The sequence below is a fragment of the Amycolatopsis sp. cmx-11-51 genome (genome assembly GCF_047608665.1).
Classification (GTDB): domain Bacteria; phylum Actinomycetota; class Actinomycetes; order Mycobacteriales; family Pseudonocardiaceae; genus Amycolatopsis.
Genome location: NZ_JADNQO010000007.1, coordinates 91,934 through 104,763, shown reverse-complemented (window position 1 = coordinate 104,763; position 12,830 = coordinate 91,934). Strand labels below are relative to the sequence as shown.

Sequence of the window (12,830 nt, the reverse complement as noted above, 5' to 3'; positions counted from 1 at the left end):
GGCGGTCAGCCCGGAACGAGCTGGCCCATCCAGGAGGCGAGCCGCTCCACGGCCGGTGGTCGCGGAGTGGTGCCGCGCAGATGCCGATGCACCGCCCGGACGAGTTCAGGACGGTGGAGCAGGGCTCGGGCGGCCGGGTGCGGGCCTCGTGCGGACAGCGCGAGGCCCAGCCCGGACAAGGAGGTCGGCCTGTCGGGGTCAACGGCCAGTTCGGCACGATAACCCTCGATCGCTTCACGGAAGTTTCCGCGTACGTAGGCGAAGTCGGCGGCCGTGGCATCGGGGACCGCCCGCTGTTCGTCCGGAGACAGGGGCGGGGTCGCGGCACCGACCGTCAGCCGGATGAGGTCCATTCGTGCGTGGGACCAGGATCCGTCCGGCACCGGCGTCGGTGGCAGGCCGGTCTCGTCGGCGGTGACGGGTGGCCGGGAACGGCCACTCAGCCAAGCCTCCGCCACTTCGGCGACCGTCGCCGGGTCCGGGCGCAGATGGCGGGCACGCCAGCCCGCGAGATGATCACGGCAGGCGGCCGCGGCGAGTTCCTTGGCCTCGGTTGATACGGTCTCGTCCTGCCACGGACCCAGGCGCTCGGCCACGCCATCGAGGAAACGACGTCCGGCATCGGTCAGGACCGGGTCGGCACGCAGTGCTCGCAGGGTGTGCCAGGTCTGCCTGCGCCAGTAGGCGAATTCGAACTCCGCGCGCCGGGAATCAAGGCCGGCTCTGGCGAGTGCTCGCCAGAACGCGGTGACACCGAAGAAGGCGTAGACGCCCTGCAGCGCGCCGCTTATGGGCCGCGGATCATCCCGCCACGCCACATAGATCCGCTCGCGGGGATCCGGCTCGGACAACTCGACCAGGTGCAGCAGACCGCCGAGCGTGATGTGCTGGAATTCGTGGATCAGGGTGGCGGCGAGCGCCGCGCCATCGGTTGGCAGGCCGACGACCGCGCTGCCGAACGCCTCCCCGGTCGACGCGCTCGGATTCCGGAACAACTCCGGTGGCTTCGGCACCAGCGACACCAGCCCGACCGGCATGATCCTGGCCAGCCCGGGCAGATGGACGGCGATCAGACGGCAGGCCTCGTCGATCAGCAGCTGCCATTTCGCGAAGTCCTTACCGGGGATCCGATCCGGTGGGATCGGTTCGTAGAGGCCGCGATAAGGGTCGAGATCGTCCAGCCACAGGGTGAACCGGCGTGAGCCCGCTTGGCTCCGCACCCGCCGGATGCTCCGCCAGCCGGGGCCGTCGGCGCCGGGATTGCTCGGAAGGCGGACCGTGGTTTCGGCGGCGGACACGAAGTACCGGCCGCCGACGCCGCGGACCGTGGCCACGGAGAACGGCTCGGTGGCGGGAAAACAGGCCATGCCGAGAGAAGGAAGTATGGTGTCGCCGTGCCACATCGGGACGCGGGCCTCGAAGTCCAGCTCCGCCCGGATCGCCGCGGCGGCCGCGATCGCGTGCGCGTGGCCGAGGTGGATCCACAGTGGACCGACACCGCCCGTTCCGTTGCGCAGCAGGCGGGTCGTATAGCCCGCCCAGCTCCCGGTGTACGGATTGGTGATCATTCTGTGCACTGCACGGGGCGCTCGGGCTTCGGCCCGCGCCAGGAGTTCCCAAGCGGAGTCGAGCGGTGGCAAGGGCCGCAGTTGATCTGGATTCTTCGCGGCTTCGGTCAGTAGCGCGTGGATCAACAGTTTGCGTCGGCTTCTTTCGGCGCGACGCAGGCGGCGAGCCATGTCCTCGTCGCCCTCGAGTCGCGCGAACGCGTCGAAATCACGCCAGGGAAGCCGGTGGAAGGCGAGGCGAGCCTCGGCCGGTGGAACCATCAGTCGATCCGCTCACCGCCGGAATTGCCCGCAGACCGATAACGCGCGCGAGATCGCGTTGTGCGTTCGACGACGTGGTGCGCCGAATGGCGGAAGGCTTCACTGTCCAGATCCCGTAACGCGGTGAACGAGACCGCGTCGAGATCGATCACCGTGGATTCGATGTCCGGTTCCGTGCTTGTCGAGAAAGAACTCATCGTGCCGATTCCCTCCACCCCGTGAAACGGTTGCGAGAGTCGAACCTTGACAAGGATAGCCGAGATTCCGTGACTGTTCAGGCCCCTCCTGCCGGTGGTGGCCGTCCGGCGGCCAGGTCTCGGAGTGCGCGAGGGCGGGTGATGGTGACGCGCTGGCGGGCGGTGCGCACCACGCCCAGTCGCCGGAGTTCTTCGAGGCCCCGGATCAGGGTGCTACGCGAGACACGGGCGAAGCCCGCCAGTTCCCCTTGGTTGAAATGGAGATCGACCTGTTTCTCGTCCGTCCAGTCGAGGGCGTGCTGGAGTGCCAGTTCCAGGAGTACCGCCGCGAGGCGTTGCGGGAAATCCGGCCCGCCGGATTCGAGACGCAGCCGATCGGACTGCTGGAGGCGGATCGCGGCGGTACGGAAGATCTCTTCGGCGATACGCGGCCGGTCGCGCAGCACGCCGAGGAATTTCTCCCTCGACACGACGAGGGTGTGCACCTCGTCGATCGCCGACATGGTGGCGGAACGGGGGAGTCCGCTGATCGGCGCCAGTTCGCCCACGATTTCCGCGGGCCCGCGGGCGGCGAGGGGGGCGTCTTCGCCGCGGTAGTTGGTGGCGCTGATCTTCACCCAGCCGCGCAGGACGATGAACATACTGGTGGGCGGACTGCCTTGGAGGGCGAGGATCTGGCCGGGGCGCCACACCTTCAGATGGCCCGCGTCGCGGAGAGCGGCTTGCTCGGTGGGCGTCAGCCGTCGCCAGATCCCGTACTCACCCGTGGCGGAACCGGTCATCCCGGCGCCGTCGGTTCCGCGGGAACCGGATCGGCGCTGTGTTCCATATGACGCATCAGTCACTCCCCCGATTCGTCAGCATGGTCAGTAGGCAGAACGACCCGGAAGTTTCGAACCGCAACCGGTAATTGTGCCAGGCAAGAGGTGACTTCACCAGGCCTCGGGCCGGCGACGGGGGAGGATGTCATGCGTAGTGCCGAAAGTGTCATGAAACGGCCGAAGGATCACCGCCACGCACCGGCCGGAGAGGATTTGCGGACGCCCAAGGCGTTCGGGCGAAGACCGGCTTTCTTCGCGCCGCACCCGCCCTTGATGTCCGGCGGGTGGTACCAGGGCGCCGACCACGAGGTCGCCGGCCCTGGCCGGTACCCGGTTCCCCGTCCGCCGGCCAAGTCCGTGAAGGCGGCGTTGTTGTGGGCTCTGTTCTTGGGGCCCCTGGGACTTTGTTATGTGTCACCCGTCGGTGGGTTGATCGCGACGGCGGCCGCGGTCACGGCGATCACGTTCGGGGGTGCCTCGATGGTGGCCGTGATCTGGGCGCTCGTCATGGCGCTCTCGCTGACGGCCTTGTCCCGGCGATCCGGGAATGGGAAATGAGTGCCACGAAGAGCGTCCGGCCGGTTTCGGCCGGGTGAAACCGGGTGGGGGCCGTTCAAGGGGGGCGGCCCCCACCGCGGTGTCGTCAGTCGAAAGTCGCGTCTTGTTGCTCCGATCAACCGAGTAGGCGACTGTGTTCTATCTGCTCGATAGTCGTGCTAAAGCCGCAGTTTCGAACACGATCGAACGGGTTCACGCAGCTTCTGGAGGGCCGGTCGCCACCAGAACCTCCCCCGACGACGGCGTCCCGAAGACCCTTCGTTTCTGGCCGGCGCGAGCCCGCTATGTTCGCTTCCGCGCCCTCACCGAGGCGGGCGGGCGCGGCCCGTGGACTTCCGCGGCGGAGGTCGCCCCGCTCGGCTGGGCCTGACCGATCGGGCAGAATTCCGTGCCCCAAAGGAAGATGCCTGACGACACTGAGGTTGCTTTTGTGAGGGCAGCGTCATCGTGACGCCTCTTTCCGGCCAACTGGCCGTCGGATCTGCCCGGCCGCGCCAGGACGCCGCCACCTAAGGCCCGAGAACGGAGCGATTTCGCGACGATGTGGAAGTCGGGAGATTTGACGTTCCGATTCCTGCATCGTCAACCCGCCAGTAGCTCGCCGGTGATGAAAGCTCATCCTGCCCCGTACCCCGCTCCCTTGTATCATGAGCTTGATACAAGGGAGGTTGATCGTGCCGTTCGACAACATCGTGGCCGTGGCCCTGTTCATGGGCCTGCTCGGGCTGCTGCTCCTGATCTTGCTGTGGCCGGGCGAAAAGCAGGGCGAGAAGGTGCTGCACCGGTGGGGCGTCGACGATCCCTCGCCGTCCGACGTCGCCGAAGCCGTGCGTTATCTGCGGCGCCGCCGGTTCTGGTACCCGTGGCTGTTCCTCGGTTTGCCGGTGCTGGCCGATCTCGCCGGAGTGCGCGGCGACACCACGTCGTTCTTCCTCTCCACCCTGCTCATCGGCGCGCTGATCGCCGAGGTGCTGGCGCAGCGGCCGCGGAAGAGTGCTCGCCGTGAGGCCGGGTTGGACCGGCGTTCGGTACGCGGGCTCATTCCCGTCTGGGGTCTGATCACTTACGCGGCGATCGTCGCGGCGGCTGCGGCCTGGCTCGTGGTCCATCGGTGGTGGGGGCTGCTCGGAATCGCCGCGGCCGTCTCAGCGGTCACCTGGCTGGTCATCCTGCTCGCGGTGCGCCGACCGTCCACAGGGGACAGTGTGGCGGACGGTGCGTTGCGGGTGCGCAGTGCCAGGGTGGCCGCGGGGCTGGGCCTGGCCGCCACCGTGACACTGGCGATCCCGGAAGTGACGAACCTGGTCTCGTGGATCCTGGTCGTCGCCGGCTTCGCCGGCTGGTACAACCTCGCCCACCGATCGCGGGCCGAAGCGGTCTGATGTCGCTGAAGGTCGTCGTCGACACGGATCTCGGGATCGCGCCGTGGCGGCAGGTCCGGGACCAGATCGTCCGGTTGATCACCACCGGCGCGCTGGCCCCGGGCACCCGGCTGCCGCCCATCCGGCAACTCGCCAGGGATCTGGCGCTGGCTTCGGGCACGGTGGCCCGGGTCTACCGGGAACTGGAAGAGGGCGGCTGGGTGCGCACCGCTCGCGCCAAGGGCACGGTCGTCGCCGAAACCGCCGACCGTCCCGGCAAAGCCGCGCTCCTGCGGGCCGCGGCGGACGAGTACGCCCGCGCCGCTCGTGAACTCGGCGCCGACCCCGCCGCCGCGCTGGCCGCTGCCGCCGCCGCGCTGGACGAGGCCTGAACCCGGCGTCCATCGAGTTGCACTTTCCGCTTGGAGACAGCAGATCACCGCACTCGCCCTGGCCGTTCGCGCAGGAGCTCGGCGAGTTCCGTGACGGTCGGGTGGTCGAACAGGACGCGTGCGGACAGCTCCAGTCCGGTCAGTCCACGGAGCCGGGTGGCCGAGGACCTCGGCGAGTTCGACGCGGAGCAGGTCCCGTAGCTGCTGTTCCGATGGCTACACGGTGGTTGCCCGATCGTGCAGTATTCGGTGACTCACGGCTCGTGCACGAGCCTCAGGCCCCGGCGCTCTCTGGAAGTACATGAGGGCCCCCTTCCTCGCGCCTGGCGCCAGGGTCCCGGCAAAGTCGCAGAGCTGCTGGTGGTGATCCGGGTTTGGCATCGCTAGTGCCGGTGAGGGTCGCTCGCGCGTAGGCCGGAGGGGGCATGTCCCTGAACCTCTGTTGATCAAGCTCCGGGATCGCATAGCGACGAATAACGCCTGTCCCGCAAGACCTGCGACTTTGCCGGGACCCTGCGCCAGGCGCTAGGAAGGGGCCTTCATGTACTGGGGAAGGAGGGTCTTCACGTGGCCCAGGTCACCGGCAATTCATGGACGCCGTAAATGTTCATGTCGGTCTTGAGTTTCACCTCGTCGGCGGGGACGGCGAGCGCGAGGGACGGAAAACGGCGCAGCAGGCCCTCGAAGCCCGCACGCATCTCGATCCGCGACAACTGCTGCCCGAGACACTGGTGGATACCGTGGCCGAAGGACAGGAGACCGCGGGCGTTGCGGTGGATGTCCAAGACGTCGGGGTCTTCGAAACGCCGCGGGTCGCGGTTGGCGGCCAGCAGCGACACGATGACGGTCGAACCCGCGTGGATCGTTTCGCCGCCGAGTTCGAGATCTTCCGTGGCGTAGCGGAAGAAGATGTCGGCGACGGACAGGTAGCGAAGAAGTTCCTCGACGGCACCGGGGAGCAGTTCCGCGTCGGCACGCAGTTCGGCCAGCTGCACGGGGTTTTCCAGGAGCGCGAAAGTGCCCAGCGCCAGCATGTTCGCGGTGGTCTCGTGGCCGGCGAGCAGCAGCAGGAACGCGGCGCCCGCCAGCTCTTCGACGGTGAGGTCGTCGTAGCGGCCCAGGTCGGACAGGATGTCTTCGCCGGGCGTCTCGCGTTTGCGCGTGACCAGTTCGGTGAGAACCGTGTTCATCCCGATGAACGCGGCCATCTTCTCTTCCAGCGTCTGGTCCCTGACCATGAGCTGGGCGGAGTTGGCCTGGAAGTTTTCCCGGTCCTCGTAGGGGACCCCGAGCAGTTCGCAGATCACCAGCGATGGCACCGGCAGCGCGAATTCCTTGACCAGGTCGACCGGCGGGACGAGGGCGGCCATCGCCTCCAGGTGCCGTTCGGTGATCTCGACGATGTGCTCTTCGAGCTGCTTCATCCGCTTCACGGTGAAGGCACCGGTGAGCCGCTTCCGCAACCGGCCGTGGTCCGGCGGGTCCATGGCCACGAACATGCCCGGCATCGGCGGGGACGGTTCGGTCTGGGCGGGCATTCCCGGGGTCTCGTACGGCAGGTGGAGGATGCCGATGTCCTGGCGGGAGCTGAACCGGGGGTCGGCCATCATCTGCCGGACCTCGTCGTAGCCGGTGACGAGCCAGCCCTCGTGACCGTCGGGGAAGACCATGGGACTCACCGGGCGGGCTTCACGCAGCCGGGTGATCTCGCGGGGCGGGTCGAAGGGACCCGCGTCGCGCTGCATGGGGAGGCCCTGCGGGACGGGAACCGGCTGAGTCATCGGGTCGCCTTTCGTGGTGGTTGTGACGACCACGATCACCGAGGGGCCTGACACCGGGCTGACACGGCGCTGACGTCGGCGCCGCTCGTGTCAGCGCCGTGGCGGGGGCGTGTCAGACCCGCCGTCCACTGTTGCTCCCATGACAGAAACAGCGATCGCGGTCTCCGGGCTGCGTAAGACCTTTGGAGACAAGGTCGTGCTCGACGGCATCGATCTGGAAGTCCCCGCGGGCACCATCTTCTCATTGCTCGGTCCGAACGGGGCAGGCAAGACGACCACGGTGAACCTCCTGACCACCTTGATGAAGGCCGACGGCGGGGCGGCCAGGGTCGCCGGGCACGACCTCGTGACCGAGGCCAAGGCGGTGCGCGCGGCGATCGGGGTCACCGGCCAGTTCGCGGCGGTGGACGAACTGCTGACGGGGCAGGAGAACCTGCGGCTGATGGTGGACCTGAACCGGAACTCCCGCGGTGGCGAACGGGTCGTGACCGAGTTGCTGGAACGCTTCGACCTGGTGGAGTCGGCGAAAAAGCAGGCGTCGACCTACTCCGGTGGGATGCGCCGGAAACTGGACTTGGCGATGACGCTCGTCGGGAACCCGCGGATCATCTTCCTCGACGAGCCGACCACGGGACTGGACCCGCGCAGCCGCCGCACGATGTGGTCGATCATCCGCGAGCTGGTGGCCGACGGCGTGACCATCTTCCTCACCACCCAGTACCTCGAAGAAGCCGACCAGCTCGCCGACCGGATCGCGGTCCTCGACCAGGGCCGCCTGGTCGCACAGGGCACCGCCGACGAACTCAAACGCCAGATGCCCGGCACGCACGTCCGGCTCCGGTTCACCACCGTCGCCGAACTCGACACGGCGGCGCGGATCTTCCCCGGCTCCACCCGGGACGACGAGGCACTGGCCTTGCGGGTCCCCAGCGACGGCGGGACGAAATCCCTGCGGGCACTGCTGGACCGGCTCGACGAGTACACGATCGCCGCCGACGAGTTCTCCGTCCACACCCCTGATCTCGATGACGTTTTCCTCGCCCTGACGGGCCACAGCAGCACGGAGGCAGCACAGTGACAACTCAGAACATGACCACTCGGACGAGCACCCCGACCAGGCGCGCCAAATCCCCCTCGATGGTGATGTTGCGCCGCAACTTCAAGCACCTCGCCCGCAACCCGACGTCGGTGTTCAACGCGATCCTGATGCCGGTCGTGATGATGCTGATGTTCGTGTACGTGTTCGGAGACGCGTTCAGCGTCGGCGTCGACTACGTCGACTACGCGACACCGGGATTGATGCTGCTGGCCGTTTGCTACGGGCTCGGGGCCACCGCGACGGCGGTGAACTCCGACATGACGAAGGGCATCATCAATCGCTTCAAGGTCATGGACGTCTCGCGGGGCGCGGTGCTGACCGGGCACGTCGTCACCAGTGTGCTGACCAACCTGGTCGCGATCGTGGCGCTCACCGGTGTGGCCTTCCTGCTGGGTTTCGCCCCGGCCGCGGGCTTCCTCGACTGGCTCGGCGTCGCCGGGATCATCGTGCTGCTCGGTTTCGCGGCGGGCTGGCTCACGGTGGCACTGGGCTTGGCGGCGAAGTCCCCGGAAACCGCGGGCATGGCCTCGGTGCCGCTGGTCATGCTGCCGTTCTTCAGCAGTGCGATCGTGCCGGCGGAGAAGATGGGGCCCGGACTCCGGGAATTCGCGGAGTACCAGCCCTTCACGCCGATCATCGAGACACTGCGGGGGCTCCTCGACGGGGCACCGGCCGCCGGCGACGTGATCCCCGCCCTCGGGTGGTGCGTCGGGATCGCGCTCGCCGGGTACCTGTGGGCGTCCTCGACGTTCAAGAAGCGAGCGTGACTTCGACCAACTCGGTCCAGCTCGTCCGTGCGCCCTCTCGCGCCGCCTCCGCGAACTTCGCTTCGCCGAGGCGGCGCAGCACTGCCTGCTCGATCCGGGCCACGTCCGGGCGCGAACGATCCGGCAGCCCGCGCAGCTCGTCGGCCGCGCCGAGCAGCCGCGCGGCCTGCCAGGGTTCGTCGCGGCGCAGCGCCAGGTCCGCGACCCCGACGAGCATGTGGGCGACCAGGGGAACGTGCCGCACCTCAGCCGCCGCCCGAAAAGCCGACTCACGGTGCGAGCGGGACTCCTCGACGTCTTCGGCGAGGTAACCCAGCAGGTCGTGGGTGATGGCGCGGACGTGCCCCAGATCCGCTTCCTCGCCCATCACGGTCGTCGCGAGGGCGAGTTGCCGCGCAGTTTCTTCCGTTTCGCCGCGCCAGTGGGCGAGTTCCGCCCTGGAAAGGGCCAGCATGCCCAGCGCCCCCGGCCAGGTGACCCGTTGGGCGTGCCGCTCCGCCTCGGCCGAAGCGGCCGCGCAGGACTCCTCATCGCCCATCAGCCAGTACAGCTGGGCCTGCCGCGACCACAGCCGGATGAGGTCCTCGACGGAACCGACCTCGGCCACGACCGCGACCGCCTGTTCGTAGTACTCGCAGGCGGTGGCGAAGTCTCCGCGCGTGGCGAGCCGGTCCGCCAGTTCGGTCAGCGCGAACGAGATCCCGAACCGTTCGCCGAGGGCACGGAACTCGGCGAGCGCCTGCTCGAGACACGTTTCCGCGTCCGGCCCGGGGTAGCCGAGCGTGATCCGCATCTTGCCGAGGTGCAGCCTGCCCAGCGCGCGGACCCAGGCGTTTTCGTCCTCCAGCACCGGTTCCCAGGCGGACAACGTATCGCCGCCCCGCAACATGCGTTCCAGCGGGACGATGAGTCCCAGCAGCGGGTGATTCGCTTCGTTGTTCCGGCCGAGCCGGTACGACTCGTGGATCCACTTCGCCGCGGTGTTCTCGTCGGCGAAACCGGAACTCACGAACAGCGAGACGAGTCCGTACACCACGGCCCTGACCTCGTCGGATACCTCGCCGGGCGTTCCGACGGCCGCGCTGACCAGCTCCATGCCTTCCGACCGGTGCCCGCTGAGCCACCAGTACCAGCCACAGGCCGCCGCGAGCCGCATCGCCGCCGGCGCCTCGCCCGCCGCGAGGGCGCCGCGCATCGCGGAACTGATGTTGTCGTTCTCGGCGTTGAGCTTGGCGAGCCAGTCCAGCTGCTCGGCACGGCGGAGCATCGGTTCCGCGGCCTCGGCGAGCTCGGTGAAATAGGCGAGGTGCGCGTGCCGCGCCAGCAGTGTTTTCTCCGCCTCGGCGAGCCGTTGCGCGGCGTACTCCTTGATCGTGCCGAGCATCCGGTAGCGCGGCGCTTCGTCGCCCGCGGCCACCAGCAGCGACTTTTCGGTCAGCGCGGTGAGCAATTCGAGTACCTCGTACTGCTCGACGGCTTCGCTGACGCAGACCCGCTCGGCCGCTTCCAGGCTCGCCCCGCCCGAGAACACCGAGAGCCTGCACAGGACCGTCCGCTCGGCGTCGGTCAGCAGCTCCCAGCTCCAGTCGACCATCGCACGCAACGTCCGGTGCCGGGGCAACGCGATCCGGCTGCCGCCGGTCAGCAGACGGAAGCGGTCGTCGAGCCGGTTGGCGAGCTGGTCGATGGACATGGTGCGCAACCTGGCCGCGGCCAGTTCGATCGCCAGCGGCATCCCGTCCAGGACCCGGCACACGCGCGCCATCGTGGCCATCGTGGCCTCGTCGGCCACGAAATCCGTGCGCACCGCGCTCGCCCGGTCCCGCAGCAACCGGACGGCGGGGGAGGATTCGATCTCGGCGGGATCCGCGTGCCGGTCCGGCAGGGCCAGCGGCACGACGTGCCACAACGCCTCACCGGTGATACCGAGCGGTTCCCGGCTCGTCGCCAGGATCCGCAGACGGCGGCATTCCCCGAGCACGCGGTGCGCGAAGGCCGCGGCCGACTCGATCACGTGCTCGCAGTTGTCCAGGATCAGCAGGACTTCCCGCTCGCGGATCGCGGCGATGACCCGGTCGGTGGGTTCGGCGCTCGGCGTGTCGCCGAGCAAGGCGTCCCTGAGCCCGAGTGCGGCAAGCGTGGACTGGGCGATATTGTTCCCGCCCCCCTGCCCTTCGGGCCCGCTCCCCGTGTCACCGTCCGCGCCGATGGCCGCGAGTTCCACCAGCCAGGCGCCGTCGGGCAGATCGCCGAGCAGAGCGCGCGCGGTTTCCGTGGCCAGCCGGGTCTTTCCCGAACCGCCGGGCCCGATCAAGGTGGTGAGGCGCTGTTCGGCGACCAGTTCGCGAACCCTGGCGACATCGGCGTCCTTGCCGACGAAGCTGGTCAGCTCGGCGCGCACGTTGGTCTTGCGGTTCTCCTGCCGCCGTCCCAGCTCGCCCCGCAGCAGCGCGACGTGCACGGCGGACAGTTCCGGCGAGGGGTCGACGCCCAGCGCGTCGGCCAGTGCTTCCCGTGTGCGCTGGTACACGAGCAGCGCTTCGGTGTCGCGCCCTGTCGCCGCGAGAGCCCGCATCAGCGCGGCGACGAGCCGCTCGCGCAAGGGATGCGCGGCCACCAGATCGGTCAGTTCGGTGACCAGTTTCGCACCGTGGCCGAGGGCGATCTCCGCGTCGAACCGCTCTTCCATGGCCGTCAGGCGAAGCCCTTCGAGCCGGGTGACCGCCGCGTCGAACGCGCCGCTGTCGGGCAGGCCGACGTCCTGCATGGCCGCGCCGCGCCACAACGCGAGGGCTTCGCGCAACCGCCGTGTCTCGTCGCCGCCTGCCTGGCCGAGGAGACGTTCGAACCGCACGGCGTCGACGGCGTCGGGGTCCACCATCAGCCGGTAGCCGTCGGTCTGAGCTTCGACGACCCCTTCCGGAAGCACCTTCCGCAGCCGGGAAACCAGGCGCTGCAAGGCATTCGTCGCGTCGGCGGGTGGTTGCTCGCCCCAGATCCAGTCGACGAGCGCCGACTTCGGGACCACCCGGCCCGGTTCGAGCGCCAGGGCGATCAGCAGCCCGCGCAACCGGGCGCCCGGAACGTCGGCGAGGACGCCGTCGGCCGTGCGAACCTCGAAGGGGCCGAGCATCCCGATCTGCATTGCGCCGATTTTGCCACGGGTGATCAGCGGGCCTCCGGCCGCGGACGTGGGATGGCTCTGGGTATTCCGCCGACGCCACCGCGCTACGACTCGCCGCTGATCCTGGCCGAGCCGATCGAGGCCGCGGTGATCGCCCTGGCGGCCGTCTGGGTCGACGAACTGGAGTTCAGGCCGGTGAGCGACGTCTGGTTGAGGGCGTGCGCGACGAACTCGTAAGTGTTCACTGTCGAGGGTGAGCACGGTCCCTGGTAGCCGTAGAGGCTCGCGCTCCCGCGGTAGTAGATCTGCCTCGCTCCCGCGGGAACCGAAGGCCGGTAGGCGTGCTGGACGTTCTGGGGGAGCGAGGCCGTGGCCACCGGGATGTCGTAGATGACCCAATGGATGAGGTTGGCGTTGTCGAGGTCGCGCATGACGATCGCGTAGCTCTTGGCCGCGGCGGGCGCGCCCGACCAGGCCAATGGCGGGGACTCGTTCTTCTTGGCGGGGTCGTTCCCGCCGCCGCTGGTGCACTCGTGGACCTTGGGCAGCACGCCGCCGTTGGCGAACGCGGTGCTGGACAAGGTGAACGCGTGGTGCTCCGCTGACGCGGACGGCGCCGAAACAGCGGCCAGGCCGGTGACGAGTAGAGCGCAGAACACGATTCTCGTGCTTCTCACTGAAGTCTCCCGACGATACGTGGTCCGTGAGGCGAAGGGGTGCACGCGCGCTCAACTCAGCGTAGGCACTCCGGATTCCGGCGGCTAGCGCACTTTCGGGGCCGAACGAGGTGAATTCACCGGCTCCCGGCCCCGCCGCCCACCGGCGAACGGACGACACGCGTGATCAGACGGACGACACACGTGATTAGACAGACGACACGCGTGATCAGATGGATGACACG

The 12,830-nt window shown here is 68.6% G+C and carries 11 protein-coding genes; 5 read left to right on the top strand and 6 right to left on the bottom strand.

From position 1 onward, the window contains the following. Nucleotides 1-5: 5 nt before the first annotated feature. From ACM6LU_RS23935 to ACM6LU_RS23925, 3 genes are all read right to left on the bottom strand, one after another. On the bottom strand, nucleotides 6-1,568 hold the full coding sequence (locus ACM6LU_RS23935) for an aKG-HExxH-type peptide beta-hydroxylase (RefSeq protein ID WP_414939990.1): 1,563 nt from the start codon (nucleotides 1,566-1,568) through the stop codon (nucleotides 6-8). Nucleotides 1,569-1,828: 260 nt separating this feature from the next. Beyond that, nucleotides 1,829-2,026 carry a hypothetical protein gene (locus ACM6LU_RS23930; RefSeq protein ID WP_414939989.1) on the bottom strand — a complete coding sequence of 66 codons (198 nt, stop codon included), beginning with the start codon at nucleotides 2,024-2,026 and terminating at the stop codon, nucleotides 1,829-1,831. A 77-nt stretch (nucleotides 2,027-2,103) separates the two neighbouring features. Further along, nucleotides 2,104-2,808, bottom strand: coding sequence for a Crp/Fnr family transcriptional regulator (locus ACM6LU_RS23925; protein ID WP_414939988.1), 705 nt, complete (start codon nucleotides 2,806-2,808; stop codon nucleotides 2,104-2,106). A 312-nt stretch (nucleotides 2,809-3,120) separates the two neighbouring features. Between ACM6LU_RS23925 and ACM6LU_RS23920 the strand changes: the two genes are divergently transcribed. The 3 genes from ACM6LU_RS23920 (at nucleotide 3,121) to ACM6LU_RS23910 (ending at nucleotide 5,158) form a co-directional block, all read left to right on the top strand. Beyond that, entirely contained in the window at nucleotides 3,121-3,405 is a 285-nt protein-coding gene (locus ACM6LU_RS23920; protein ID WP_414939987.1) for a hypothetical protein, read from the top strand. Between the two features lie 674 nt (nucleotides 3,406-4,079). Then, nucleotides 4,080-4,787: a hypothetical protein gene (locus ACM6LU_RS23915; protein ID WP_414939986.1), complete on the top strand. Its 708-nt coding sequence runs from the start codon at nucleotides 4,080-4,082 to the stop codon at nucleotides 4,785-4,787. After that, nucleotides 4,787-5,158 carry a GntR family transcriptional regulator gene (locus ACM6LU_RS23910; RefSeq protein WP_414939985.1) on the top strand — a complete coding sequence of 124 codons (372 nt, stop codon included), beginning with the start codon at nucleotides 4,787-4,789 and terminating at the stop codon, nucleotides 5,156-5,158. The genes ACM6LU_RS23915 and ACM6LU_RS23910 overlap by 1 nt, the downstream gene beginning before the upstream one ends. A gap of 563 nt (nucleotides 5,159-5,721) precedes the next feature. Here the strand turns inward: ACM6LU_RS23910 and ACM6LU_RS23905 are convergent. Further along, complete coding sequence (locus ACM6LU_RS23905) at nucleotides 5,722-6,939, bottom strand: cytochrome P450 (protein ID WP_414939984.1); 1,218 nt, start codon at nucleotides 6,937-6,939, stop codon at nucleotides 5,722-5,724. Nucleotides 6,940-7,078: 139 nt separating this feature from the next. On the opposite strand from ACM6LU_RS23905, the gene ACM6LU_RS23900 reads away from it, so the two are divergent. Then, nucleotides 7,079-8,017, top strand: coding sequence for an ATP-binding cassette domain-containing protein (locus ACM6LU_RS23900; RefSeq protein WP_414939983.1), 939 nt, complete (start codon nucleotides 7,079-7,081; stop codon nucleotides 8,015-8,017). A gap of 11 nt (nucleotides 8,018-8,028) precedes the next feature. Continuing rightward, complete coding sequence (locus ACM6LU_RS23895) at nucleotides 8,029-8,805, top strand: ABC transporter permease (RefSeq protein WP_414939982.1); 777 nt, start codon at nucleotides 8,029-8,031, stop codon at nucleotides 8,803-8,805. Here ACM6LU_RS23895 and ACM6LU_RS23890 read toward each other — a convergent pair. Further along, nucleotides 8,789-11,950: a BTAD domain-containing putative transcriptional regulator gene (locus ACM6LU_RS23890; RefSeq protein ID WP_414939981.1), complete on the bottom strand. Its 3,162-nt coding sequence runs from the start codon at nucleotides 11,948-11,950 to the stop codon at nucleotides 8,789-8,791. The genes ACM6LU_RS23895 and ACM6LU_RS23890 overlap by 17 nt on opposite strands. Nucleotides 11,951-12,033: 83 nt before the next feature. Further along, nucleotides 12,034-12,588: a YbhB/YbcL family Raf kinase inhibitor-like protein gene (locus tag ACM6LU_RS23885; protein ID WP_414940195.1), complete on the bottom strand. Its 555-nt coding sequence runs from the start codon at nucleotides 12,586-12,588 to the stop codon at nucleotides 12,034-12,036. Nucleotides 12,589-12,830 lie beyond the last annotated feature (242 nt).

Excerpts from the sequence above, each read along its gene's own strand:
- ACM6LU_RS23935 (WP_414939990.1), bottom strand. The coding sequence starts at position 1,568 with ATGATCACCAATCCGTACACCGGGAGCTGGGCGGGCTATACGACCCGC.
- ACM6LU_RS23930 (WP_414939989.1), bottom strand. The coding sequence starts at position 2,026 with ATGAGTTCTTTCTCGACAAGCACGGAACCGGACATCGAATCCACGGTG.
- ACM6LU_RS23925 (WP_414939988.1), bottom strand. The coding sequence starts at position 2,808 with ATGACCGGTTCCGCCACGGGTGAGTACGGGATCTGGCGACGGCTGACG.
- ACM6LU_RS23920 (WP_414939987.1), top strand. The coding sequence starts at position 3,121 with ATGTCCGGCGGGTGGTACCAGGGCGCCGACCACGAGGTCGCCGGCCCT.
- ACM6LU_RS23910 (WP_414939985.1), top strand. The coding sequence starts at position 4,787 with ATGTCGCTGAAGGTCGTCGTCGACACGGATCTCGGGATCGCGCCGTGG.
- ACM6LU_RS23905 (WP_414939984.1), bottom strand. The coding sequence starts at position 6,939 with ATGACTCAGCCGGTTCCCGTCCCGCAGGGCCTCCCCATGCAGCGCGAC.
- ACM6LU_RS23900 (WP_414939983.1), top strand. The coding sequence starts at position 7,079 with ATGACAGAAACAGCGATCGCGGTCTCCGGGCTGCGTAAGACCTTTGGA.
- ACM6LU_RS23895 (WP_414939982.1), top strand. The coding sequence starts at position 8,029 with ATGACCACTCGGACGAGCACCCCGACCAGGCGCGCCAAATCCCCCTCG.
- ACM6LU_RS23890 (WP_414939981.1), bottom strand. The coding sequence starts at position 11,950 with ATGCAGATCGGGATGCTCGGCCCCTTCGAGGTTCGCACGGCCGACGGC.